At 62.0% G+C, this 23170-nt stretch carries 22 protein-coding genes, 1 tRNA gene and 1 pseudogene; 15 read left to right on the forward strand and 9 right to left on the reverse strand.

Annotated elements, in window-relative coordinates; all coding sequences use genetic code 11:
• Positions 1–106: 106 nt before the first annotated feature.
• Both ACF8E5_RS19055 and ACF8E5_RS19060 read right to left on the reverse strand, forming a co-directional pair.
• On the reverse strand, positions 107–1960 hold the full coding sequence (locus ACF8E5_RS19055; protein ID WP_392475667.1) for a DUF4105 domain-containing protein: 1854 nt from the start codon (positions 1958–1960) through the stop codon (positions 107–109).
• 72 nt (positions 1961–2032) lie between these two features.
• Entirely contained in the window at positions 2033–2521 is a 489-nt protein-coding gene (locus ACF8E5_RS19060) for a DUF3015 domain-containing protein (protein ID WP_023533283.1), read from the reverse strand.
• 253 nt (positions 2522–2774) lie between these two features.
• Here ACF8E5_RS19060 and ACF8E5_RS19065 point away from each other — a divergent pair, with 253 nt between their 5' ends.
• The 4 genes from ACF8E5_RS19065 (at position 2775) to ACF8E5_RS19080 (ending at position 7029) form a co-directional block, all read left to right on the forward strand.
• A complete protein-coding gene (locus tag ACF8E5_RS19065) occupies positions 2775–5213 on the forward strand; it encodes a Lon protease family protein (RefSeq protein WP_058603100.1) in 2439 nt (812 codons plus the stop codon).
• Positions 5214–5369: 156 nt separating this feature from the next.
• On the forward strand, positions 5370–5708 hold the full coding sequence (locus ACF8E5_RS19070) for a hypothetical protein (RefSeq protein WP_027915475.1): 339 nt from the start codon (positions 5370–5372) through the stop codon (positions 5706–5708).
• 93 nt (positions 5709–5801) lie between these two features.
• The gene (locus tag ACF8E5_RS19075; protein ID WP_003247486.1) at positions 5802–6290 is read left to right on the forward strand and encodes a TIGR00645 family protein; all 489 of its coding nucleotides are present in this window, start codon (positions 5802–5804) and stop codon (positions 6288–6290) included.
• Between the two features lie 121 nt (positions 6291–6411).
• Positions 6412–7029: an FKBP-type peptidyl-prolyl cis-trans isomerase gene (locus ACF8E5_RS19080; protein ID WP_058603099.1), complete on the forward strand. Its 618-nt coding sequence runs from the start codon at positions 6412–6414 to the stop codon at positions 7027–7029.
• Positions 7030–7075: 46 nt separating this feature from the next.
• Here ACF8E5_RS19080 and ACF8E5_RS19085 read toward each other — a convergent pair whose 3' ends face one another.
• The 3 genes from ACF8E5_RS19085 to ACF8E5_RS19095 all read right to left on the reverse strand — a co-directional run bounded on the left by ACF8E5_RS19085 (position 7076) and on the right by ACF8E5_RS19095 (position 8842).
• Positions 7076–7321 carry a hypothetical protein gene (locus ACF8E5_RS19085; protein WP_023533238.1) on the reverse strand — a complete coding sequence of 82 codons (246 nt, stop codon included), beginning with the start codon at positions 7319–7321 and terminating at the stop codon, positions 7076–7078.
• 83 nt (positions 7322–7404) lie between these two features.
• Positions 7405–7746 (reverse strand): zinc ribbon domain-containing protein YjdM, encoded by a 342-nt coding sequence (locus ACF8E5_RS19090; RefSeq protein WP_058603098.1) that lies wholly within the window; start codon positions 7744–7746, stop codon positions 7405–7407.
• Positions 7747–7873: 127 nt separating this feature from the next.
• The gene (locus tag ACF8E5_RS19095; RefSeq protein WP_058638612.1) at positions 7874–8842 is read right to left on the reverse strand and encodes a polyprenyl synthetase family protein; all 969 of its coding nucleotides are present in this window, start codon (positions 8840–8842) and stop codon (positions 7874–7876) included.
• Between the two features lie 244 nt (positions 8843–9086).
• On the opposite strand from ACF8E5_RS19095, the gene rplU reads away from it, so the two are divergent.
• The 5 genes and pseudogenes from rplU (at position 9087) to ACF8E5_RS19120 (ending at position 12774) form a co-directional block, all read left to right on the forward strand.
• Positions 9087–9401, forward strand: a complete 315-nt coding sequence (rplU, locus tag ACF8E5_RS19100) for a 50S ribosomal protein L21 (RefSeq protein ID WP_023533254.1) — start codon at positions 9087–9089, stop codon at positions 9399–9401.
• Between the two features lie 38 nt (positions 9402–9439).
• The gene (gene rpmA, locus ACF8E5_RS19105; protein WP_023533198.1) at positions 9440–9697 is read left to right on the forward strand and encodes a 50S ribosomal protein L27; all 258 of its coding nucleotides are present in this window, start codon (positions 9440–9442) and stop codon (positions 9695–9697) included.
• A gap of 189 nt (positions 9698–9886) precedes the next feature.
• The gene (gene cgtA / locus ACF8E5_RS19110; protein WP_058638611.1) at positions 9887–11113 is read left to right on the forward strand and encodes an Obg family GTPase CgtA; all 1227 of its coding nucleotides are present in this window, start codon (positions 9887–9889) and stop codon (positions 11111–11113) included.
• A gap of 85 nt (positions 11114–11198) precedes the next feature.
• Entirely contained in the window at positions 11199–12317 is a 1119-nt protein-coding gene (proB, locus tag ACF8E5_RS19115; RefSeq protein WP_196125968.1) for a glutamate 5-kinase, read from the forward strand.
• 2 nt (positions 12318–12319) lie between these two features.
• A pseudogene (locus ACF8E5_RS19120) lies at positions 12320–12774 on the forward strand (CreA family protein).
• A 134-nt stretch (positions 12775–12908) separates the two neighbouring features.
• Here the strand turns inward: ACF8E5_RS19120 and mksF are convergent.
• From mksF to mksB, 3 genes are read right to left on the reverse strand one after another with little or no spacing between them, the layout of a single operon-like run.
• Positions 12909–15740, reverse strand: a complete 2832-nt coding sequence (gene mksF, locus ACF8E5_RS19125) for an Mks condensin complex protein MksF (protein WP_392475668.1) — start codon at positions 15738–15740, stop codon at positions 12909–12911.
• On the reverse strand, positions 15737–16444 hold the full coding sequence (gene mksE / locus ACF8E5_RS19130) for an Mks condensin complex protein MksE (protein WP_100852240.1): 708 nt from the start codon (positions 16442–16444) through the stop codon (positions 15737–15739). The genes mksF and mksE overlap by 4 nt, the downstream gene beginning before the upstream one ends.
• The gene (mksB, locus tag ACF8E5_RS19135) at positions 16434–17723 is read right to left on the reverse strand and encodes an Mks condensin complex protein MksB (RefSeq protein ID WP_058638609.1); all 1290 of its coding nucleotides are present in this window, start codon (positions 17721–17723) and stop codon (positions 16434–16436) included. Before mksB ends, mksE begins: the two co-directional genes overlap by 11 nt.
• Before the next feature lie 222 nt (positions 17724–17945).
• Between mksB and ACF8E5_RS19140 the strand changes: the two genes are divergently transcribed.
• From ACF8E5_RS19140 to ACF8E5_RS19150, 3 genes are read left to right on the forward strand one after another with little or no spacing between them, the layout of a single operon-like run.
• On the forward strand, positions 17946–18731 hold the full coding sequence (locus tag ACF8E5_RS19140) for a hypothetical protein (RefSeq protein ID WP_058638654.1): 786 nt from the start codon (positions 17946–17948) through the stop codon (positions 18729–18731).
• Positions 18728–19180 (forward strand): ribosomal protein S18-alanine N-acetyltransferase, encoded by a 453-nt coding sequence (gene rimI / locus ACF8E5_RS19145; RefSeq protein WP_023533216.1) that lies wholly within the window; start codon positions 18728–18730, stop codon positions 19178–19180. The genes ACF8E5_RS19140 and rimI overlap by 4 nt, the downstream gene beginning before the upstream one ends.
• 41 nt (positions 19181–19221) lie before the next feature.
• Complete coding sequence (locus tag ACF8E5_RS19150) at positions 19222–19815, forward strand: D-Ala-D-Ala carboxypeptidase family metallohydrolase (protein WP_194286087.1); 594 nt, start codon at positions 19222–19224, stop codon at positions 19813–19815.
• Between the two features lie 194 nt (positions 19816–20009).
• Here ACF8E5_RS19150 and ACF8E5_RS19155 read toward each other — a convergent pair.
• Positions 20010–20086: transfer RNA gene (locus ACF8E5_RS19155), tRNA-Met, on the reverse strand.
• A 314-nt stretch (positions 20087–20400) separates the two neighbouring features.
• On the opposite strand from ACF8E5_RS19155, the gene ACF8E5_RS19160 reads away from it, so the two are divergent.
• The 3 genes from ACF8E5_RS19160 (at position 20401) to ACF8E5_RS19170 (ending at position 23109) form a co-directional block, all read left to right on the forward strand.
• Positions 20401–21615 carry an MFS transporter gene (locus ACF8E5_RS19160; RefSeq protein ID WP_078479114.1) on the forward strand — a complete coding sequence of 405 codons (1215 nt, stop codon included), beginning with the start codon at positions 20401–20403 and terminating at the stop codon, positions 21613–21615.
• A 117-nt stretch (positions 21616–21732) separates the two neighbouring features.
• Positions 21733–21870, forward strand: a complete 138-nt coding sequence (locus tag ACF8E5_RS19165; RefSeq protein WP_167338938.1) for a hypothetical protein — start codon at positions 21733–21735, stop codon at positions 21868–21870.
• A 78-nt stretch (positions 21871–21948) separates the two neighbouring features.
• The gene (locus tag ACF8E5_RS19170; protein WP_392475669.1) at positions 21949–23109 is read left to right on the forward strand and encodes an MFS transporter; all 1161 of its coding nucleotides are present in this window, start codon (positions 21949–21951) and stop codon (positions 23107–23109) included.
• The last annotated feature ends 61 nt before the right edge of the window (positions 23110–23170 follow it).

Here is a 23170-nt window from a genome sequence, read left to right on the forward strand (position 1 = left end):
AGGCCACTTGTGGGCGTGCTGTCAAAACCGTGTCAAAGAAGGGTTGAGGAGGCCGCAGGCCGCAATATCGCCGTAAACATGAACGCTTTCGCAACAGACCAGCCCATCAATAGTGATACCACTTCACTTCCAGCATCACCTCGTTCTGCGCCGTGGACAGGTGGCTGAACTGGCGCGAGGCACTCAGGCGCAGCCCCAGGTTCTGGCTGATTTCCCACTGCTGGTTCAGGCTGACGCTTCGGCGCACCTCGCCATTGGCGAAGTAATCGCCCTTGGCCTCCAGCGTCATGTTGCCAAGCCCATTGCGCCACAGCAGCCCGCCATTGAAACCTGCGGCAGGCGCGATGAATTGCGCGAAGTCGTTGTGGTGTTCTACACGGACCGTGCCCAGTGCAAAGCCCAGCAGGTCATCACCCAGCTGCCAGGTGCCACCGGCGCCACCATTGACGTGGCTCACCAGCACCTCGTCATCGTGTTTGCCCGGCACTCGCTCAAGGCCCCCGGCCACTTGCCACGACCAAGGCTTGAGCAGTTCGTTGCGCGGTGTCAGCGAACGGATGGTTGCCAGGTCCAGGCGTTGCACTTGCCAGTCATTGCCTTCGTACTGACGCACTTTCAGTTGCAGGATCTCGATCTGCGCCCCCAATGGGAAGCCGTAGGCGTTGTCGTTGAGATCATGGTAGGCCATGCGCAGGCCATACTCGGCATAGGCGCGGTCTTGGCGAGTGCCCACACCCAATTGCCAGGTCCGCGAATCATGGCCGTCCTCGGGCAAGCCCGGGCGCTCGATGGCCAACGGCGGCGGCGGGTTGGTGTTGATCGCGCGTAGCAATTCGAAGCTGCGCTTGGCTTGGCCGGGGTCACGTTCCTGGCCATTGGCTCGGTAGCGCTCAAGGCGGTAGGCGGCGTCTTGTACCAAGGCCTGCCGCTCACGGGGCAGTGCCTTGAATGCGGGGCTTTGCAATTGCGCCGTGTTGGCGCTTACAGCCAGCACCTGGCGTTTCTCGTCATGGTCCAGTGGCTCAGCACGCGCCAGCAGTTCGCGTTCGCGTGATGGCCGGTAGATTTCACTGGCGACCAAGCCCGATTGCTTCACCGCCTTCACGGTGTCGGTCGGTATGGCGGTCAGCGGGAACTGCGAGGTCAGGTCCAGGCCTGGCCGAGCCACCTGCAGCAACTCCAGCAGGCGATAGGAGCAGTTCTCGTCGAAGAAGAAGTAGTCGAACTGAATCTGTTTCAGTTCCCAGACGTGCTCGACCATGCGGCCAGTTTCTTCTGGCGTGAGGTCCAGCTGGTATTCCCACAGGTCGCGGTTTTCCAGGCTGCGGTATTCCGACAGTTTCTCCTGGTAGGGCATCAGCGCGAACAGCCCGGGATAGCCACCGGCCAACCCTTTCCAGGCATACAGAATGCTGTTGTCGCTGCCTTCGATGTACGCGCCGAAGTTGATCGCATAGCTGAGCAGCGTGGTGTCGTCGCTGCGGGTAGTGGACTGGTCGATGCGCAGCAGCGTGTGCCCGAACATCGACGAGGGGCTGTTCAGGTAGGCAGCCGGGAAGATCAACGCGGCGCTGTGCGGGTCGATCGACTGGTACCAGGTCTTGAATTCCTGGCACTGGGGTTGCGGCAAATCCTGTAGGCCAAGTTGCTCTTTGAGCCAGCGTGTACGGGCCGGGAATACACATTGGGCGTGCTTGTCGCCCAGGCTTGCCGGGGCATACAGCGCCTGTACAGTCGCTTTCAGCTCTCGGTCCGGATGGTGTGCGCCATCCTGGGCAAGGAAGAAGGCGTCATCATCCACGTAGCTGCGCCAGCCACCGAGCTTGCCGGTTTCGTAATGGCCCAAAGCAATCCAGTAGGGGGTACTGGCCAACTGCTGGAGACGGCTTTGATCCAGCATCGGCGCAGCATGAACAGGGGCGCAGAGCAACAGCGCCAGAGAGGCAAGGCGTTTGAGCATATCGGGCAACTACTTCCAGACGATGCCGAAGAAAGAGAGACCCGCCCCGGAACCGGGGCGGGAAACGCGCGTTTAGGCTTCGGTAGCGTACTTGGCCAGGCGTGGGTCGTTCTTCAGAACGGCCAGGGTGTTGCTGTGCACGGTTTCAGCATTGACGTCGGCGCTGCTGAAGATCTGGTTGAAGTGGTCGTGGGTAACCGATGCGAAGTGCGCACGGTCTTCCGGCGCCACGCCCAGTACCACGGCGTAGGTGGTCAGTGCTTCACCCTGACCCATGGCCATGTCTTCGGAAAGCTCGTTCATCATGCCGTTCATGGCAAACCACGATTTGCCGCCGTAGGTCAGTGCAGACTTGGTGGAGCAGCCGTTGGTGCCGGAGGTCATGCCGAAAGTGGCGTTACCGGAAGTGCCGTTGGTGGTGGAAGCCAGGAAGTGTGCCGGAGTGCCGCGCTGGCCTTCGAACAGCATGTTGCCCCAGCCGCAGTTCGGGCCGCCTGGCGCGTCGGCCATGGCGTTGAGCGAAGCGACGGTGAACAGAGTACCCAGAAGAATCCGTTTCATAGCATTTATTCTCTATTTGACTTAAACCAAGGGTCAGGTTTCTGGCAACTCGGGTGCCAGGTCGGGAAAGCATTTCACCCACCCGCGCAAGTTGGAGTTTAGGCATGTTCCAAAGGTTGCGTTACTGATTGCGAAAAATTTGCTTGTACAAGACACCGTCGCACCTGCGACATAAATCCCCAGGAGCCTTGCAACCCGCGCGCAGGCAGCGCCAGAATGCTGCGTATCTGCCCCGCCGAAGTAAGGAAACCCAATGCCCGATCCTGTCGCTGCGCGCCTGCGTCTTGCGCCTGAAGCCCTCACCCGGCGTTTCTCTCCCGAGCAGTTTGCTTTCACCAACACGGACGATCTGGAGCCGTTCCGCGGCGTACTGGGCCAGGAGCGTGCTGTCGAGGCCCTGCAATTCGGCGTGGCCATGCCGCGCCCCGGCTATAACGTATACGTCATGGGCGAGCCCGGTACCGGCCGCTTCTCGTTCGTCAAACGCTACCTCAAGGCCGAGGGCAAGCGTCAGCAGACCCCATCCGATTGGCTGTACGTCAATCACTTCGACGACACCCGCGAGCCGCGAGCCCTGGAATTGCCATCGGGCAGTGCCGGGGACTTCATCGCCGACATGAACGGGTTGATCGACAACTTGCTGGCGACGTTCCCGGCCGTGTTCGAGCACCCCTCGTATCAGCAGAAAAAAGGCGCCATCGACCGCGCCTTCAACCAGCGCTACGACCGCGCCCTGGATGTGATCGAGCGCGCTTCGCTGGAAAAGGACGTGGCCCTGTACCGCGATGCCAGCAACGTGGCCTTCACGCCGATGGCAGACGGCAAGGCTCTGGATGAGGCTGAGTTTGCCCAGTTGCCTGAGCACGTGCGCGAACAGTTTCACGAAGACATCGCCCTGCTCGAGGAGCGTTTGAACGAAGAGCTGGCCAGCCTCCCGCAATGGAAGCGTGAATCGAACAACCAGTTGCGTCAGCTCAACGAAGAAACCATCACCTTGGCGCTTGAGCCTTTGCTGGCACCGTTGTCGGAAAAGTACGCCGAAAACGCTGCCGTATGTGCCTACCTGCAATCGGTGCAACTGAACCTGTTGCGCACGGTGGTCGAGCAACTGGTCGAAGACAGCAAGACTGACGCCGTGGCGCGCAAGATGCTCGAAGAGCAGTACGCACCCAGCCTGGTCGTGGGCCATCATCATGACGGCGGGGCGCCGGTGGTGTTCGAGCCGCATCCGACCTACGACAACCTGTTCGGTCGCATCGAGTACAGCACCGACCAGGGCGCGCTCTACACCTCCTACCGGCAGTTGCGTCCAGGAGCCTTGCACCGGGCCAACGGTGGCTTCCTGATCCTGGAAGCCGAGAAGATGCTGGGCGAGCCCTTTGTCTGGGATGCGCTCAAACGCGCGTTGCAATCGCGCAAGCTCAAGATGGAGTCACCCCTGGGCGAACTGGGCCGGGTGGCAACCGTCAGCCTCACCCCGCAGGTAATTGCGCTCAACGTGAAGCTGGTGATCATCGGCTCGCGTCAGCTGTATTACGCGCTGCAGGACCACGACCCGGACTTCCAGGAGATGTTCAGGGTGCTGGTGGACTTCGACGAAGACATGCCCATGGTCGACGAGAATCTGGAGCAGTTCGCCCAACTGCTGCGCACCCGTACCAACGAGGAGGGCATGGCGCCCTTGACCAGCGACGCGGTAGCCCGACTGGCCACCTACAGCGCTCGACTGGCTGAAAACCAGGCACGGCTCTCGGCCCGGATCGGCGATCTGTTCCAGCTGGTCAGCGAGGCCGACTTCATCCGTCAGCTGGCCAACGACGAAATGACCGATGCTGGCCATATCGAACGTGCACTCAAGGCCAAGGCGACGCGCACCGGGCGGGTCTCGCAGCGGGTGCTGGACGACATGCTGGCCGGCATCATCCTGATCGACACCCAGGGCGCGGCCATCGGCAAGTGCAACGGGCTGACCGTGCTGGAGGTGGGCGACTCGGCATTCGGCATGCCCGCGCGTATCTCGGCCACCGTGTACCCGGGCGGCAGCGGTATCGTCGACATCGAGCGCGAGGTCAACCTGGGCCAGCCCATCCACTCCAAGGGGGTGATGATCCTGACCGGCTACCTGGGCAGTCGCTATGCCCAGGAATTCCCGCTGGCGATCTCGGCCAGCATCGCTCTGGAGCAATCCTACGGTTACGTGGACGGCGACAGCGCCTCGCTGGGTGAGGCCTGCACGTTGATCTCGGCCCTCTCGCGCACCCCGCTCAAGCAGTGCTTTGCGATCACCGGTTCCATCAACCAGTTCGGAGAAGTGCAGGCGGTCGGTGGTGTGAACGAGAAGATCGAAGGTTTTTTCAGGCTCTGTGAAGCCCGTGGCCTGACCGGTGAGCAAGGGGTGATCATTCCACGTGCCAACGTGGCCACGCTCATGCTCGACGAACGGGTGCTGCAGGCGGTTGAGAGCGGCACTTTCCACGTGTACGCGGTAAGCCAGGCAGATGAGGCACTGAGCCTGCTGGTAGGTGAGGAGGCGGGTGTGCCTGACGAGAAAGGGCAGTTTACCGAAGGCAGCGTCAATGCGCGCGTGGTCGAACGGCTGCGCGAGATTGCCGAGATGATCAGCGAGGAAGACATCGAAAAGGCGGAGAAGGAGCGTCTTGAAGAGGTAATTGCGCAAGCTAAACCTGCTTGAGTCAATAAACCGGCGCCGGCGGCCAGTGGCTACCGTTCGGCGCCGGTTTTCCATCTTTTGCTGGCGCTCTTCTATGCTGAACCAAGGACGCTACCAGTGTTCAGGATGAAGACAGCCCATTCACAGGGCTGAACAGAGCTTTCGGAGGACGCGGCCATGCGCAACCTCAGCCTTACACGTCAGTGCCTGGGCCTTGTGACCCGCATCGAATGCAGCATTCGGCCCCTGGCTGGCGATACCGGTATGTGGACATTGTTGTTCGCCGCCGGCATGGCCGGTGAACAACCCTCGGCGGTAAAGGCCCAGGGGCCGTTTCACGGGCCGCAAGTGGCCGAGTCCGTACTCAATGCCATCGTCGACAGCCTGACTCTGCACGGGTATCAGCTCAACGAAGACCCGCCCATCTGGTGCCTGCACCTGCAGGCGCAGTTGCGGCGCATGAACGGCGAGCGCACCAAAAACCTCGGCGATTACCAGTTCCATCCTGAGACCTGAACAGGCCGGGGCAGTCATCCAGCTTTTGCTGCATGAGGCGGCTGGCTATACTCGCGGTCGTTTTTTCCAGCCACCTACGAGTCCTCATCCTCCATGGAACGTATTCTCGAAAATGCGATGTATGCCTCCCGCTGGCTGCTCGCCCCCATCTACTTCGGCCTGTCCCTGGGCCTATTGGCCCTTGCGCTGAAATTTTTCCAGGAAGTGGTCCATGTTCTGCCCAACGTCTTCGCCTTGAGCGAAGCCGATCTGATCCTGGTGATCCTGTCGCTGATCGACATGTCGCTGGTCGGCGGCCTGTTGGTCATGGTGATGATTTCCGGCTATGAGAACTTCGTCTCGCAGCTGGATATCGACGAGAGCAAGGAAAAGCTCAACTGGCTCGGCAAGATGGACTCCTCCTCGCTGAAGATGAAGGTGGCTGCGTCGATCGTGGCCATTTCGTCCATCCACTTGTTGCGGGTGTTCATGGATGCACAGAACATCTCCACCGATTACCTGATGTGGTACGTCATCATCCACATGACCTTCGTCGTCTCGGCGTTCTGCATGGGTTACCTGGACAAGCTCACCAAGCACTAACCACAACTTCAGCTGCACGCGGTGGTCTGCCGCGTGCAGCGAGGTGCCTCTCGATATGCTAGGCTGCTCGCCCTTTTCATCAAGGGCGTGGCTGCGCTGCGCCCTGCAGTGGAGCATGACAATGTCCGAGATCAACCTGTCTACCGACGAAACCCGCGTCAGCTACGGCATCGGCCGTCAGCTGGGTGGCCAGCTGCGTGACAACCCGCCGCCAGGTGTGAGCCTGGACGCGATCGTGGCCGGCCTGACCGACGCTTTCAACGGTGCAGACAGCCGCGTCAGCGAGGCCGAACTGTCGGCCAGCTTCCAAGTTATCCGTGAAGTGATGCAAGCCCAGGCGGCCGCCAAGGCCGAGGCTGCAGCGGCAGCCGGCAAGCAGTTCCTGGCCGACAACGCCAAGCGCGACGGTATCGTCACTCTGGATTCGGGCCTGCAGTACGAAGCGCTGAGCACAGGTGAAGGCGCCAAGCCATCGCGCGAAGACCAGGTGCGTGTGCACTACCACGGCACCCTGATCGACGGCACCGTGTTCGACAGCTCCTATGATCGTGGTCAGCCAGCCGAATTCCCGGTCGGTGGTGTGATCGCAGGCTGGACCGAAGCCCTGCAATTGATGAGCGCCGGCAGCAAGTGGCGCCTGTATGTGCCAAGCGAACTGGCCTACGGTGCCCAGGGCGTCGGCAGCATCCCGCCGCACAGCGTGCTGGTGTTCGACGTCGAACTGCTCGACGTTCTGTAATACCGCTGGGGCCGCGTTGCGGCCCTTTCCCGGCTCGCTAGAACTGTCAGTTCCAGTCTGTTCCCACCGGGCGCAATGCCCGTGCATAGCAGAACAGAAACAAGTTGCGCACCAGCTCCTTCAGCACCCCCGGCTCATTCGAATTCAGCCCGCGCAGGTCCAGATCGCCCTGGTCGCGCAGTTCGTCCAGCGCCTCTGCTTCGAGCACCGCGCACACTTCACCGGTCTCCCGATGGAGAATGCGCAGATACGGATGAGGGCGGTCCAGCCAGGCATCGATCAGATAAGTCATGACTACTCTCCTTGGATAACTTTCCAATGAGAATAATTCTTATTATCAAAATAGCAAGAACCAATTGGCGGATCTGGGTAAAATCAGACCTTGCGCACGAATTCCGATTTCAGTTTCATCGCGCCAATGCCGTCGATCTTGCAGTCGATATCGTGGTCACCGTCGCACAGGCGGATGTTCTTGACCTTGGTGCCGACCTTGACCACCAGGGACGAGCCCTTGACCTTCAAGTCCTTGATCACGGTCACGGTGTCGCCGTCTTGTAGCACGTTGCCGACTGAATCTTTTTTCACCACATCGTCATTGGCAGGTTCGGCTTCGCCGTTGGCCGACCATTCGTGGGCACATTCAGGGCAGATCAGCTGCGTGCCATCCTCGTAGGTGTATTCGGAATTGCATTTGGGGCAGGGTGGCAACGTACTCACTTCGGTTCCTCGAACAGACAGGCGGAAAAAGCCGCCATTGTAGAAGGTCTGGTTTCAGAAGTGATTATGTCCGGACAAAAGTCCGTAGCGGTTCGGGGACGAACCGCGTGTGGGGAAGGGCGTGCCGTCAGTGGGTGCGTGCGACCGCGAACTGGCTGAGCTCGACCAACGCATCCCGGTATTCGCTGGCAGGGAGCACTTCCAGGCACTCGATAGCGCGCTTGACGTAATCCTGCGCCAGGGCTGCGGTGTACTTGAGTGCACCCGATGCCTCTACGGCGGCACGGATCTGCTCCAGGTCTTCGAGGCCGCCTTTCTGAATGGCCTGACGCACCAGCGCTGCCTGCTCGGCAGTGCCCTCGCGCATGGTGTAGATCAAAGGCAGGGTGGGCTTGCCCTCGGCCAGGTCGTCGCCCACGTTCTTGCCCAGTGCTTCGGCATCGCCTTCATAGTCAAGCAGGTCGTCGACCAGCTGGAAAGCCACGCCCAGGTGGTCACCGAACATGCGCAAGGCCTCGCGCTGGGCATCGGAGGCCTGGGCCAGCGCCGCAGCACTGTGGGTAGAGGCTTCGAACAGCATGGCAGTCTTGCCGCGGATGACGTCCATGTAGACCTCCTCGGTGGTGCTGGCATCGCGTACCCGCGACAGCTGCAGCACTTCGCCTTCGGCGATGACCCGGGTAGCCCTGGACAGAATCTGCATGACCGGCATCGACCCCAGTTCGACCATCATCTCGAACGAACGGGAATAGAGGAAATCACCGACCAGCACGCTTGGGGCATTGCCCCACAGGGCGTTGGCCGTGGAGCGGCCGCGGCGCATGCCCGACATGTCGACCACGTCATCGTGCAGCAGGGTAGCGGTGTGCAGGAACTCGATGGTGGCCGCCAGTAGCCGCAGGTCGTCGCCCCGGTGGCCCAGAGCCTTGCCGCACAGCAACACCAGCAATGGACGCAGGCGCTTGCCGCCGGCCGACGTGATATAGTCGCCGATCTTCGATACCAGCGGCACGCGCGAGGTCAGCTGCTTCTTGATGATCTCGTCGACGGCGCTGAAATCGTCAGCCACCGCACGGTAGAAGGTTTGGGGTTGCATCGGCTGCTCCAGTGAGGTTGCGCGGCATGCTAGGTTGCGGGTCCCGGTGTGTCAAGGCACGGTGCCGGTCGGTCGGGCGCTGCACTTGCAAGCAAAACCTGTGTTGCGTACAATCGCGCACCCTAACTTCCTGGGCAGCACCTGCCTTACGCAATTGCGCCGGGCCGTTCCAGCCCTGTGCAGCCATGCCAGCCAATACTCATCATATAAAGCGCTGGGTGAGCAGGATTATCGGAGAAATACCATGTCTTACGCAGTAATCGTTACCGGCGGCAAGCAGTACAAAGTCGCTGAAGGTGAATTCCTCAAGGTCGAGAAACTGGAAGTCGCCACTGGCGAGTCCGTGACTTTCGATCGCGTTCTGCTGGTCGCCAACGGTGAAGAAGTCACCATCGGTGCTCCAGTTGTTGCTGGCGCTAAAGTAGTGGCCGAAGTCGTTTCGCAAGGCCGCCACGACAAGGTTCGCATCATCAAGTTCCGTCGTCGTAAGCACCACATGAAGCGCATGGGCCACCGCCAGTGGTTCACCGAGATCAAAATCACCGGCATCCAGGCTTAATCCCCTAGATCCCCTGAATTTATTTGGAGAATTGAACCATGGCTCACAAGAAGGCTGGTGGTAGTACTCGTAACGGTCGCGACTCAGAATCGAAACGCCTTGGCGTGAAGATGTATGGCGGCCAGGTTATCAAGCCAGGCAACATCATCGTCCGCCAGCGCGGCACCGAATTCCACCCAGGCTACGGCGTGGGCATCGGTAAAGATCACACCCTGTTCGCCAAAATCGAAGGCGTGATCAAGTTCGAGAAGAAAGGCGAGTTCAACCGCCGTTACGTGAGCATCGTCGCAGCCTAATCGCGACGTCGCTCCAGAAGCCCCGTCATGCGACGGGGCTTTTTCGTTTGTGGTGAGCCTCTTGCAAAGCTGTTTGTATGGGTTGCCGGCGTGGGTTTCTACGGTCGTACGGGGCCGCCGCGCTCATTTTTGCAAGAGCCTCATGTTTATCAGTGTTCAACTCGTCGGAAGGCGAGAGGCGGTTTTTGAATGAAGTTTGTTGACGAAGTATCCATTCGGGTCAAGGCCGGTGACGGCGGTAACGGTTGCATGAGCTTCCGCCGCGAGAAGTTCATCGAGAACGGTGGCCCCAACGGCGGCGATGGCGGTGACGGTGGCTCGGTGTTCATGGTGGCAGACGAGAACCTCAACACCCTGGTCGACTATCGCTACACCCGTCACCACGAAGCCCAGCGCGGCGCCAATGGCGGCAGCACCGACTGCACGGGCAAGAAGGGCGAAGACCTGTTCCTGCGTGTGCCGGTGGGCACTACTGTGATCGATGCCTCCACGCAGGAAGTGATCGGTGACCTGGTCAAGCCGGGGCAGAAGCTGATGGTCGCCCAGGGCGGCTGGCACGGCCTGGGCAATACCCGTTTCAAATCCAGTACCAACCGTGCACCGCGCCAGACCACCCCTGGCAAGCCGGGTGAGCAGCGCGACTTGAAGATGGAAATGAAAGTGCTGGCCGATGTGGGCCTGCTGGGCCTGCCGAATGCGGGCAAGAGCACCTTTATCCGCTCGGTATCGGCCGCCAAGCCGAAAGTGGCCGACTACCCGTTCACTACTCTGGTGCCGAACCTGGGCGTGGTCAGTGTCGACCGCTGGAAAAGCTTCGTCATCGCCGACATTCCTGGGCTGATCGAAGGTGCCTCCGACGGTGCTGGCCTGGGTATCCGCTTCCTCAAGCACCTGGCGCGTACCCGTGTTCTGCTGCACCTGGTGGACATGGCGCCGCTGGACGAGAGCAGCCCGGCCGATGCCGCCGAAGTCATCGTCAACGAGCTGACCCGCTTCAGCCCGTCACTGGCTGAGCGTGAGCGCTGGTTGGTGCTGAACAAGGCCGACATGGTCATGGATGACGAGCGCGACGAGCGGGTCAAGGAAGTGGTCGAGCGCCTGCAGTGGGAGGGCCCTGTGTACGTGATCTCGGCCATCTCCAAGCAAGGTACCGAAAAGCTCAGCCACGACCTAATGCGCTACCTCGAAGACCGTGCCGACCGCCTGGCCAACGACCCGGCCTATGCCGAGGAACTGGCCGACCTCGACCAGCGCATCGAGGACGAGGCGCGGGCCCAGTTGCAGGCCCTGGACGATGCTCGCACCTTGCGCCGTACCGGTGTCAAGAGCGTGCACGACATCGGCGATGACGATGGCTGGGATGATGACTTCGAGGACGACGAAGACGGCCCGGAAATCATTTACGTGCGCGACTGATCGGTTGCAGTACACTAAACGCCGCTCGCTTGAGCGGCGTTTTTGTATCCACGGTATCTACAGATTCGACATAGGTTGGAAGACGATGCGAAGCAAGGTGACGGGCGCCAGGCGCTGGGTCGTGAAGATTGGCAGTGCGCTGCTGACCGCCGATGGCAAAGGCCTCGATCGCGGCGCCATGGCCGTGTGGGTCGAGCAGATGGTCGCGCTGCGTGAAGCGGGCGTGGAGTTGGTGCTGGTCTCCTCGGGCGCCGTGGCCGCCGGCATGAGCCAGCTGGGCTGGACGTCACGCCCCAGTGCGATGAACGAGCTGCAGGCAGCAGCGTCCATCGGTCAGATGCGCCTGGTGCAGGCCTGGGAGTCGAGTTTTGGCGAGCATGGCAAGCATACCGCGCAGATCCTGTTGACCCATGACGACCTGTCCGACCGCAAGCGCTACCTCAATGCGCGCAGCACCTTGCGCACCCTCGTCGAACTGGGCGTGGTGCCGGTGATCAATGAAAACGACACCGTGGTGACCGACGAAATTCGCTTCGGTGACAACGATACCCTGGCGGCATTGGTGGCTAACCTCGTGGAAGCCGACCTGCTGGTGATCCTGACCGACCGTGATGGCATGTTCGATGCCGACCCGCGCAACAACCCCGACGCGCAACTGATCTTCGAGGCCCGTGCCGATGATCCGGCGCTGGACGCCGTGGCCGGCAGCACCGGTGGTGCACTGGGGCGCGGCGGTATGCAGACCAAGCTGCGCGCTGCGCGCTTGGCGGCACGCTCCGGTGCCCACACCATCATCATTGGCGGGCGCATCGAGCGCGTGCTTGATCGTCTCAAGGCCGGTGAGCGGTTGGGCACCTTGCTGTCGCCTGAGCGTGGCATGCTGGCAGCCCGCAAGCAGTGGCTGGCGGGCCATTTGCAGACCCGCGGCACGCTGGTATTGGACGAGGGTGCGGTACAGGCACTGCGCCAGGCCAACAAGAGTTTGCTGCCAGTGGGTGTCAAGGCCATCCAGGGCAGCTTCAGACGTGGCGAGATGGTGGTGTGCGTGGGCCCTGAAGGGGTGGAAGTGGCCAGGGGCCTGGCCAACTACAGTGCCCTGGAGGCGCAGAAGATCATCGGGCAATCCTCCGACGTCATCGAGTCTATCCTGGGTTATAGCGCCGAGCCTGAGCTGGTGCATCGTGACAATCTGGTGCTGGTATGAACATGCTGAAGAAACTGTTTGTCGTGGCAGCCCTTGGGTTGCCGATGCTGGCTGGCGCCGAGGAAATCGGCCAGGTGTCCACTGTCTTCAAGTTTCTAGGGCCGAACGACCGCATCGTCGTGGAAGCCTTCGACGACCCCAAGGTCGAAGGTGTGACGTGCTACCTGTCGCGAGCCAAGACGGGGGTGTGAAGGGTGGACTGGGGTTGGCCGAGGACCGCGCCGAGGCCTCGATCGCCTGCCGTCAGGTAGGACCGATCAGCTTCAAGGGCGAGCTCAAGGATGGCGATGAGGTATTTAAGGAGCGCACCTCGCTGGTATTCAAGACCATGCAGGTGGTGCGCTTCCTGGACAAGAAGCGCAATACGCTGGTGTATCTGGTGTACAGCGATCGCATCGTCGAAGGCAGCCCGCAGAATGCCGTGACGGCGATTCCGATTCTGCCGTGGGCTCAGTGACGGGCAGGTCTGGGTCGATTTGAGTTGGATGCGTTGTGAGTGTTGAGGTGGGGGTGATGGGAGGCGTGTCAGTCCCAGAACCTCAGCTTCGCAACATCCATTGTCGGGGCCGCAACGCGGCCCCACGATCTCCGTCAGATAACCACTTCACCCTGATCTTCGCGTACCACCACCTTCACCTCCTCCAGCGGGCTGATGAACTTCCAGTCCGATTCGTCGATGTAGATGCCGTTGGGGCCGCTGCCGCCTTCCAGGTCGATGGCCACGTGTGCCGAAACCTGCGGTTTGACGCTCGCCAGGATCGGCACGAAGCCCAGCTGCAGGCTGGTCTCCAGCAATGCCGCCTGGTTGCGTTCGTCGATGTCCGCCGCTTCGTCCAGGTAGTACGGCAGGCGCACACGCCCAGCCAAGTCGCGGTCCATCAGGTGCAGCAACAGGTACATGTTGGTCAGCGCCTTGATGGTCATGGTCGTGCCGTTGGACGCCGCGCCGTCGATGTCGGCGTGGATGATCGGCTGGCCGTTGACCTTGGTGATCTCGAACGCCAGCTCGAACAGGTCCTTCAACCCCAGCTGGTTATGGTTCGCGGCGACCAGGCGCGCCAGGTATTCCTTGGCCTGCTCGTTCCGGTTGTCCTGGTCAGCGTTCTGGGTGAGGTCGAACACCGACAGGGTTTCGCCTTCTTCATATTGGCCAGCACTGTGGATGATCTGGTCGATGTGCTTGAGCGCCTCCTTGTTCGGTGCCAGCACCACACGGAAGCTTTCCAGGTTCGACACCTGGCGTCGGTTGATCTCGCGGTTGAACAGGGCAAGCTGGTGCTCGAGGCTGTCGTAGTCGCTGCGGATGTTGCGCAGGGTACGGGCAATGTCCGTCACGGCAGCGCGACGCGCCTTGGCCAGGGTCAATGCCTCGTCGGTACGGTGGGCATAGGCGTTGACCAGCAACTGCAGGCGGCGCTCCATGTCGTCTTCGCTGTCGAACTTGGCCACGCCTTTGAGGCGCACCTGCGCGTACAACGCTTCGATCTGGTTATCCACCCGCTGCAGGCTCTGCCAGCTGTCCTGGTAGTCGTTGAGCAGTGGCAGCAGGTTGTCCATGGAGTCGTCGATGGCTTCCATGAACGGGGTGCCGAGGGGCAGGTCGGCCGGTAGCAACTGACGGCGGCGCAATGCATCGTCCAGGGTGCGTTGCTTGGACTCCAGGTCACCCAACTGGCGCGCCACCAGTTGCAGCTTGGCCGACAGCTGCTGTACCCGCTCGGTAAACGCATCGCTGGAGCGCTTGAGTTCATCCTGAGCGGCCTCCATTTGTGCGAGCTGTTCGAGCTTGGCAGGCTCTTCGGCGGCCAGGGTCTGGCTGCGGCGGTAGTCTTCCAGGGCTTTCTGGGCGTCGAGTACCTGCTGGTACAGCGCTTCAGTCTGCGCCTTGGAAGCCGAGCGGTCGGCGCTCACTGCCTGCTGGGTCTTGAGCTGGCGCAGCTCCTTGTCCAGGCGCTCCTTCTGATCACGCAGCGCGGCGCGGTCAGCCAGCGCCTGCAAGGCCGGTGGGTCGATGTGGGACAGGTCGATGGACAGGCCAGGCACCTCGAAACGCTCACCCTTGAAGCGGTCGAGCACCGCTTCAAGGGCTTTCACCCACAGGTCGCTGTCGTCCAGCTCGATGCCACGCTCACCCAATGGCAGGCTGAACAGGGCACCGTTGAACAGGCGCATCAGGCGGTCGACATCCTGCTGCGAGAACTCTTCGCGCAAACGGGCATAACTGTTGTTGTCGGCGTGATCGAGCTGCTGCTTGACCTGCCTGAGGCGTTTTTCCAGGTCGCCAACGCGCTGGTCGAGGTCTTCGGCACTGAACTGACGGGACTGGGCCAGGGCGCCGGCGAGCTCGTCATGGGCATCCTTGGCCGCCAGCAACTGCTGCTCCAGCACCTTGACGTCATCGACCAAGGCAAAACGATGGCGCAACACCGACAGCTCGCCTAGCCAGCGCTGGATGCCGGTGATTTCACGCTCAAGGCGCATCAGCTCCTGGGTGCCGCCGCGCTGATCGTTTTGCAAGCGGTCCTGTTCACCCCGGTAATGCTCGGCCTGGATGACCAGCTCTTCCTTGCGCGCCATGGCGTAGTCCTGCCAGGTACCCAGCAGGTTGTCGAGCACCGGCGAAATACGGTGCAGCTTGCCGCGCAGGATGTCGCGTTGGGCAACGCCGCCGGCCAGTGCCTCGACCAGTGGGCCGGCGGCGACCAGGGCGTTGTAGTCCTGTTCCATGCGTCGCACATCGCGGAAGGCTTCTTCGCAGGCGGCAATGTAGTCGACACTGCCAGAACGCAGGCTGTGCTCGAAGGCATCGAGGAACAGCTGCTTGAGCTTGGCCGCCGTGATTTCGCGCATGTGCAGCAGGTTGATGAACAACGCGCGGAAGGTCTTGAGGCTCTGCTCGCTGGTCGAGCGCAGCGGGATCAGGGTCAGGTCCAGGGGCACCGAGGTATGACCGCCGACCAACAGGCGGCGCAGCTCGTCCGGCTTGAGCTCGTAGGCTTTGATGCCCTTGCTTTCAAGGTTGGTGAACAGCTCTTTCTGGCGCAGGCACGTGTCGTTCTTCTGATAGTGCGCCAGGTCCAGCTCGCCCTGGTAGGCAAAGAACTGGTGCCCGAAGCCGCCACCCGGCCCACGGCCGACGACCCCGATCACGTGCGGCCCGTGGGGCAGGCTCAGTTCGCAGAGGATGTACGAGGTGTCACTGGCGAAGTAGAAGCGGCGCGACTGCTCCAGGCTGTACTTGCCAAAGCTCATGTCCGACATGCGGGCCAGGATCGGGAACTGCAGGGCGTTGATCGATGCCGACTTGCCCAGGTTGTTGGCGCCGTACACCGACAGCGGGTGCTCCAGCGGGAACAAACCCAGGCTGTAGCCTGCCGTGTTGAGCAATGCGAAGCGGCGGATGCCGTAGCGTTCCTGGCTCATGCGTCGATCTCCTGTTGCTCTTGGCGGATGGCACGAGCCAGGGCCTGTTCCTCGTCTTCCTCAGCCTCGAACGGCGTCAGGTCGAGCGGATCGTCCGTGTGTTCGAGCATTGGCTCGGCGTGGTCTTCGGCCAGCACTGGGGTGGGCAAGGGCAGGGCGCTGTGCAGCGTCGCCGCCAGGTCCCGGTCCTGCTGCACGGCCAGGCAAACGTCCAGGAACCGGTGCATCGGCGGCAGGAAACGGTAGATGCCACCTTCTTCATGGGCGAAGCCAAGCTGGGTCATGCGGCGCAGGATCTTTTCTTCCAAGTCCTCGACCGTCTGCACCTCGGCCTGCAGGAACAGGTCACGGTATTTGTCGAGCAACGAAGGCAGTTCGTCGCGACCAACGCTGCCGCCGTCGAGCACCGCGATCGGGTCACGGCCTTGATCGGCCAGGTGCTCGACCAGAATGAAGGTGAACAGCGACAGGCGCTGCGCCGTCTTGTTGACCTGCGCCGCCGTCATGTCCGGCACGAAGTAGTAGAAACCGCGGGTGTCGCACACCAGCTCGAAGCCCAGGGCCTTGAACAGGCTGCGGTACTGGTCCTGGAAGTTGGACAACTGCGCGTACAGCTCCGGGTCGCGGCGGCTGATGTGGAAACCTTTGAACAGCTCGCGGAAGATCGGTGCGAGCTGGGACAGTTCGGAAAGATCAAGATGCATGGGCTGGGCTCGCGTGGGGTTCTGGGGACGCACTGGCGGCGTCTTCGCGGCTGGAAGTCAGGGCGTACGAACGCAGGCTGACGCGGTGTTCCTGGGTGTCGTAGTCACGCCGCTCGAGGCGCTCGCGGTTGAAGCGTTTTTCCCGTGACAGGCGCGAGAACCAGTACAGCAGTTCGTCGGTGGCGCCTTCGGGCTCCTGCTCCAGCAGCCACACCATCAGGTCTGGCAGAGGCAGTGCCTGTTCACAGCGTTCGGTCATTTCCTTGACCGTGCGCGGTGCGCGAGGCTTGGCGTCGGACGTGCTCTTGTGCGCCTTGGGAAAGCGCGCCGGTTTGGGCTCGAAGCGCGCCAAGGCATAGACATAGGCTTCGACCTGGCTGGCGCTACCCAGGAAGGTGCTCTGCGGCCGAGTGAACAACGGCATGGCCGCCTGTGGCAGCGCGTCCAGGCCCTTGCGGCGCACCACCGACAGTGCCAGGGCTGCGCCACGGGTAACTGCGTTATGACGCCGTGCTTCCTCGCGCAGCGGCAGCAGCAGCTCACGGGCATGACGCAGGGTAAGCTGGGCGCTGGTCTGCATCTCCAGAATGCGCGCATGGGTGCGCAGCAGCATGTCGTCATCGACCAGGTGGCCAAGGCGCGCCTGTTCACCGAGTAGCTTCAGCAGCACGGTCTCGACCTTGCGCACGCCCTGCTCGAAGGCGCCGTCGGCGTTGACCAGCTGGATCATCGGCTCGACGTATTCGTCCCAGGTGGCCAGCACCTCGGCATAGCGCTGGCGCAGCGGTATCTGGCGACTGCTGGTCTTGGCCCGCTCGGCGACGGCCACCAGGGCCTGCTCATCGTTGTCGAGCTTCTTCAGCACGTCCCGCACGCGCATGTCCAGCAACCGCAGTTGCCGCGCCAGGTCGTCGCTGTCGCGGTTGTCGAAGGCATCCTGGATGTGCCCGGCCAGGCGCTCCAGGTGACGCAGGTAGGCCTCGATCTCCAGGCACAGGCCAAGGCGATGTTCACGGCGCAGGTAGGCGAGAAAGTCGTGGATCTGGGCGTTGAGCTCGAAGCGGTTCGGGCTCTTGGCAACGGGTACCAGGATGTCCAGGCGGATCCACACATCGAGCAGTTGGGTAATGTCCTGCGGGGTGCTCTCGATCTGCTGGCGGGCCACATGCTGGCGCAGCTCCACCAGGCTGAGGGTGCCCTGGTCGAAACGCTCGCACAGCGGCTCGATCAGGGCCCAGTGTTCGGCTAGGGCACGCAGGACGCGCTTGGGTTCGATCATCGGCTTGGACTCGTGGCCAAGAAAAAGGGGGCGATTGTACTGCATCCGACGGGTTGGTTCTTATCCGCTTGGTCTGTCGTGCGACAGGCTGATCGAACCGCGCGCCTCCTATGGCTTGCCCAGGCAGGCAGGGGATGCGTAAAAAACCGCCGAGCTGATGCGGCACTGGCGAGTCATCGGCGTTAGAATGCGCACCTGTCCCAACCCCCTCGGATGACCGCCTTGCTTACCGAACAACGTCGTCGCGCCTACCTGTCCGCCATGCAAGTGGTGCACTGGCTGCCGCGCGCCGAGCTGCCGTTCGCCGCGCCGTCGCGGCCCGAGCTGCTGCTGCCGTTAGCGCCGCCCGAGGACATCGATTTCGAGCCGCCGCCACGCCAGATAGCCGACAAATCACCTGTCGCCCCCCAGGCACGGGTTGTCGAGCGGCCGAAGATCGAGGTCCCGCGCCCTGGCACTTCCGCCAAGGCCGCGGCCAAGCCTGCGGAGGCGCCCGAGCAGGCTGCGACCCCTCGCCCAGTGCCGGTACCGCCTCCGCGCTTTGCCTTGCAATTGCTGCGCGCTGGCGATTGCCTGTTGCTGGTCGAGCTGGCCACCGGCCAGCCTTTCCAGAGCCGTGACCCGTCCTACCTGCTGCTCAAGGACATGCTGCGCGCCGCTGGCCTACCCGATGCCCCGCAGATCGTGGGTGAGCCAGTGCGCTGGCCGCTGCTGATGCGCGGCAACATGGACCAGGGCCCGGACGCAGCCCGCGATTTTGTACAGGGTTTTGTCCAGGCGCGTCTGGAAGAAGCGCCCTGCACCTGCCTGTGGCTGGTGGGTACGCCGGCGCTGCGCTTTGCTGCCGGCGCCGACGACCAGGCTTATTACCAAACCCTCAAGCTCGACGGCCTGGGCGAGGCGTGGGCCTTGCCGGGCCTGGAACTGTTGATGGACGAGCCGCAGCGTAAAGCGGACGTCTGGAAAGCCATGCGCCAGCTGATGGCGCGCTGGAAACCCGTTGAATGAGTGACTCGATCAGCTTTCGCCCCATGACCGAGGCGGATCTGGATGCCGTGCTGAAAATCGAATATGCCGCGTTCAGCCACCCCTGGACCCGCGGCATCTTTCTGGATGCCCTGAAATCCTATGAAGTCTGGCTGATGTTCGATGGGCAGCAACAGGTTGGCCACGGCGTGATCAACGTGATCATCGACGAAGCTCACCTGCTCAACATCACCGTCAAGCCGGAAAACCAGGGGCGCGGCCTGGGCTTGCGGCTGCTCGAACACCTGATGTCGCGCGCCTACCAGCTCAACGGTCGCGAGTGTTTCCTGGAGGTGAGGGCCAGCAACCCGGCTTATCGCCTGTACGAGCGTTTCGGCTTCAATGAAATCGGCCGCCGGCGCGACTATTATCCAGCTGCGGGTGGTCGCGAGGATGCGCTGGTGATGGCCTGCACGTTGTTCCCGGACTGAGCCAGCGGCAGGGCCGCTGCCATGACGTGCAGGGGTGTGCCATGTCGAAGAAACGGAGTGTGGTTGCCGCGCTGTTGCTGGCGGTAAATTCGGCGTCCAGCGGGGCCCTGGCCGATGAACGCGACCTGAGGATGTTCGCCCAGTGGGCGGGTGAGCACCCGACACGGCCTTTTCGGGACATGCTCGTGCAGGCGCGCGTCTACGGCGTGGTGCCCATTGATCAGCTGCTGCGCTCGGCCTCGGACTGGAAATTGTGCCGGGCTTCACCGTTTGTCGTGCCGCCCAAGCAACACTGGCCGGCTGTGCGCGCTACGCTGTCATTGCTCCGAACGCTGGGTGAGCAAGGAGCCTTGCCCGATTTCGAAGTGGTCTCCGCCTACCGTGATCCAGGCCTCAATCGCTGTGCCGGCGGGGCGATCGGCAGTGCGCATACCCAAGCATTTGCCGTGGATGTCTTGCTGGCGCCCTGGGCCGACCCCAACCCGCTGTGCCGTTTCTGGCAGCAGCACGGTCAGGCGTGGGGCATGGGCCTTGGCCGCTACCCGAGCGGTCGCATTCACCTGGACACGGCCGGCTACCGCACCTGGGGCGGTGACGGCAGTGCGGCGTCATCCTTTTGCAGCAAGCCCAGGTGAGTCAGCAATCCCGCTGTGGCTTAACGTGGCCTTTCGCGCGCCCATGTCGCTCGCGCACTGGGCGTGGTTAGCCTGGTAGCTGTCTTTTTTGGCGATGAGCGGTGTGAGGTGATTGCGCAGGCTCACGAAGACCACCTGACTTTCTGGCGGGCAAAGAAAAAGGGCTTACCTTGCGGTAAGCCCTTCGTCTTGTTTGGTGGCTACACAGGGACTTGAACCCCGGACCCCAGCATTATGAATGCTATGCTCTAACCAACTGAGCTATGTAGCCGATGGCGCGCATTATTCTCTTGAACGGCCCCCCTGTCAACACGCTTTATAAAAAAAATTTGCACGCTTTCAGAAACTTAGCGAGCGATCGCGGTCCGCGTAGCGTTATCGACCCGCTTAAACCCCGAATCGTGTGGTTGATCGGCTTCAATCTCGGCCTTTACCTGTTAGAGCCCCAGACTCGCTCGACCCTCTTTGAAACCCATCAGCGTCTGGAAGAAATGCCTGGCCAGGCTGGATCTGGAAAAAAAGGTAGCTATGTATCTATTTGTATCCCGATAATCGGAGCCCAGCTTTCCGACGGAGATCCAGGCCATGGCCATCCCCAGCGCCGCCCCGGCGTCCACCCAAGCGCAGGCGAGCACCGCTACGCCGTTGGTAATGCGCATCATCGGCTTCTGCGCCTTGGCGCACCTGATCAATGACCTGATCCAGTCAGTGCTGCCGGCCATCTACCCAATGCTCAAGGCCAATTACGACTTGAGCTTCGCCCAGATCGGCATGATCACCCTGACGTTTCAGATCACCGCCTCGCTGCTGCAACCCTGGGTGGGCTTTTTCACCGACCGCCGGCCTACGCCCAACCTGCTGCCCATGGGCACGGTGTGCACGCTGATAGGTATCGTGATGCTGGCGTTCGTCGGCAGCTTCCCGATGATTCTGCTCGCCTCGGCCCTGGTGGGCATCGGCTCTTCGACATTCCATCCCGAAACCTCGCGTATTGCGCGATTGGCGTCCGGAGGCCGCTTTGGCCTGGCGCAATCGACCTTCCAGGTAGGCGGTAACACAGGTTCTGCCCTGGGCCCGTTGCTGGCTGCGGCCATCGTCATCCCGTTCGGGCAAACCCATGTCGCCTGGTTTGGCGTGGCTGCACTGTTCTTTCTCGCCGTGACCCTGATGCTGCGCCGCTGGTACATCGAGCACCTGAGCCAAGCCAAGGCGCGCAAGGTGGTACAGGCTACCCACGGCATCTCCCGCGGGCGCGTGGTTGCCGCGCTGGTGGTGCTGGGGCTGCTGGTGTTTTCCAAATACTTCTACATGGCAAGCTTCACCAGCTACTTCACCTTCTACCTGATCGAGAAGTTCGGCGTATCGGTCGCCAGTTCGCAGTTGCACCTGTTCCTGTTCCTGGGCGCGGTAGCGGCGGGCACCTTCTTTGGCGGGCCCATCGGCGATCGCATCGGGCGCAAGGCGGTGATCTGGTTCTCGATTCTGGGCGTGGCACCGTTCACCCTGGCACTGCCTTACGCGGACCTGTTCTGGACAACGGTACTGAGCGTGGTGATCGGCTTCATCCTGGCTTCGGCATTCTCCGCCATCGTGGTGTATGCCCAGGAACTGGTGCCCGGTAGCGTAGGCATGATCGCGGGCATCTTCTTTGGCCTGATGTTCGGCTTTGGCGGCATCGGCGCGGCATTGCTGGGCTATGTGGCTGACCTGCGCGGTATCGAATACGTGTACGGGCTTTGCTCGTTCCTGCCCCTGTTCGGGGTGCTGGCGGTATTGCTGCCGAGCACGGGCAAGCGCTGATGACTAAAGGGGCAGGGATGCCCCCTTGACGCCACAGGCACTGAGGCAATTGACGGTAACGCCTGCTCTGGCCTAGAGTGCCGCCTCTTGCTCACTTTCTGTGTAGTAGCCAAAGCAATGCGCCGTTTCCTGTCCTTGCCCTGTCGCCGTCAGCCTGCCCCGGATGGGCTGCGCCGTGCCTGGCCGAGCGACACCGTGCTCAAGCGCCGTCGCAGCGTCCTGTTTGCCTTCACCTTCTCGCCACACCTGAACTGATCAGCGTTCGAACAGCGTCCGCCGTGGTGGTGGGTGCGTTCTTGTCTGCACGTCTTATCGGTTTGCTGGGAGTGGTTCATGAACATGCGTTTGCTGGCGGGCTTACTGTTCGCCGTTTCGGTCGTGGGGTTCAGCCTGGGCGCGACCCTGCCGCTGGTGTCGTTGCGCCTGCACGAGGCTGGCGCAGGCACCCTCGAAATCGGGATGATTTCCGCCATTCCGGCGGCTGGCATGATGCTGTCGGCCTTTCTGGTTGATGCCTGCTGCCGGTATTTCAAGCGACGCACACTCTATTTGCTGTGTTTCAGCCTGTGCACACTGAGCATCGGCCTGCTGGAACCCGCATTCGTCTCGTTGTGGTGGCTGGCCATCTTGCGCCTGGCGCTGGGCCTTGGCATGGGCATCGCGATCATTCTTGGGGAGTCGTGGGTCAACGAGCTGTGCCAGGAGCATAACCGGGGGAAGATCATGGCCCTCTACGCCACCAGTTTTACCGGTTTCCAAGTGCTTGGGCCGGCGATGCTGGCGGTGCTTGGTGCTCACAGCCCATGGATTACCGGCGTGGTCACGGCCTGCTATGGCCTGGCGTTGGCGTGCATCGTGGTGACGGTGCCCAATGACCGGGTGCTGCACGCTGAAGACGACAAGAGCTTCGGCCTGGCCGGCTTCTTTCGCGTGGCCCCGGCGCTGTGCGTGGCTGTGCTGTTTTTCTCGTTTTTCGATGCCGTGGTGCTCTCGCTCTTGCCGGTGTACGCCAGCAGCCACGGTTTTGCCGTGGGTGTGGCGGCGCTGATGGTGACCGTGGTGTTCGCAGGGGACATGCTGTTCCAGCTGCCGCTGGGCTGGCTTGCCGACCGCGTCGAGCGCACCGGCCTGCACCTGGCGTGCGGGGTAGTGGCCATGGCCATTGGCATCGGGTTGCCCTGGTTGCTGAACATGACGTGGCTGTTGTGGCCCTTGCTGGTAGTACTGGGTGCTGTCGCGGGCGGCATCTATACCCTGGCACTGGTGTTGATAGGCCAGCGTTTCAAAGGGCAGGACCTGGTCACCGCCAATGCCAGCGTCGGTTTGTTGTGGGGCGTCGGCAGCCTGGTGGGGCCGCTGATCAGCGGCGCGGCCATGGACGTGGCGCCCCACGGGCTGCCCATGGCACTGGCATTGATGGCCGGGCTTTTCGTGTGCTTTGCACGGCAGTCTTATCGGCGTGAGCAGCCGTCCTGCACCCCCTCTGAAAGCTAGCGGGTTTGCCTGCAGGAACGGCATTGCAGCTCGCTCCGGTGGTTACCAGCTGAGCCGTGTC

The organism is Pseudomonas sp. WSY_20, from assembly GCF_043104335.1.
GTDB lineage: Bacteria > Pseudomonadota > Gammaproteobacteria > Pseudomonadales > Pseudomonadaceae > Aquipseudomonas > Aquipseudomonas parafulva_B.

Bases quoted from the DNA above. Each gene is read 5' to 3' on its own strand.
- ACF8E5_RS19055 (WP_392475667.1), bottom strand. From the start codon at position 1,960: ATGCTCAAACGCCTTGCCTCTCTGGCGCTGTTGCTCTGCGCCCCTGTT.
- ACF8E5_RS19060 (WP_023533283.1), bottom strand. From the start codon at position 2,521: ATGAAACGGATTCTTCTGGGTACTCTGTTCACCGTCGCTTCGCTCAAC.
- ACF8E5_RS19065 (WP_058603100.1), top strand. From the start codon at position 2,775: ATGCCCGATCCTGTCGCTGCGCGCCTGCGTCTTGCGCCTGAAGCCCTC.
- ACF8E5_RS19070 (WP_027915475.1), top strand. From the start codon at position 5,370: ATGCGCAACCTCAGCCTTACACGTCAGTGCCTGGGCCTTGTGACCCGC.
- ACF8E5_RS19075 (WP_003247486.1), top strand. From the start codon at position 5,802: ATGGAACGTATTCTCGAAAATGCGATGTATGCCTCCCGCTGGCTGCTC.
- ACF8E5_RS19080 (WP_058603099.1), top strand. From the start codon at position 6,412: ATGTCCGAGATCAACCTGTCTACCGACGAAACCCGCGTCAGCTACGGC.
- ACF8E5_RS19085 (WP_023533238.1), bottom strand. From the start codon at position 7,321: ATGACTTATCTGATCGATGCCTGGCTGGACCGCCCTCATCCGTATCTG.
- ACF8E5_RS19095 (WP_058638612.1), bottom strand. From the start codon at position 8,842: ATGCAACCCCAAACCTTCTACCGTGCGGTGGCTGACGATTTCAGCGCC.
- rplU (WP_023533254.1), top strand. From the start codon at position 9,087: ATGTCTTACGCAGTAATCGTTACCGGCGGCAAGCAGTACAAAGTCGCT.
- rpmA (WP_023533198.1), top strand. From the start codon at position 9,440: ATGGCTCACAAGAAGGCTGGTGGTAGTACTCGTAACGGTCGCGACTCA.
- cgtA (WP_058638611.1), top strand. From the start codon at position 9,887: ATGAAGTTTGTTGACGAAGTATCCATTCGGGTCAAGGCCGGTGACGGC.
- proB (WP_196125968.1), top strand. From the start codon at position 11,199: ATGCGAAGCAAGGTGACGGGCGCCAGGCGCTGGGTCGTGAAGATTGGC.
- mksF (WP_392475668.1), bottom strand. From the start codon at position 15,740: ATGAGCCAGGAACGCTACGGCATCCGCCGCTTCGCATTGCTCAACACG.
- mksE (WP_100852240.1), bottom strand. From the start codon at position 16,444: ATGCATCTTGATCTTTCCGAACTGTCCCAGCTCGCACCGATCTTCCGC.
- mksB (WP_058638609.1), bottom strand. From the start codon at position 17,723: ATGATCGAACCCAAGCGCGTCCTGCGTGCCCTAGCCGAACACTGGGCC.
- rimI (WP_023533216.1), top strand. From the start codon at position 18,728: ATGAGTGACTCGATCAGCTTTCGCCCCATGACCGAGGCGGATCTGGAT.
- ACF8E5_RS19150 (WP_194286087.1), top strand. From the start codon at position 19,222: ATGTCGAAGAAACGGAGTGTGGTTGCCGCGCTGTTGCTGGCGGTAAAT.
- ACF8E5_RS19160 (WP_078479114.1), top strand. From the start codon at position 20,401: ATGGCCATCCCCAGCGCCGCCCCGGCGTCCACCCAAGCGCAGGCGAGC.
- ACF8E5_RS19165 (WP_167338938.1), top strand. From the start codon at position 21,733: ATGCGCCGTTTCCTGTCCTTGCCCTGTCGCCGTCAGCCTGCCCCGGAT.
- ACF8E5_RS19170 (WP_392475669.1), top strand. From the start codon at position 21,949: ATGAACATGCGTTTGCTGGCGGGCTTACTGTTCGCCGTTTCGGTCGTG.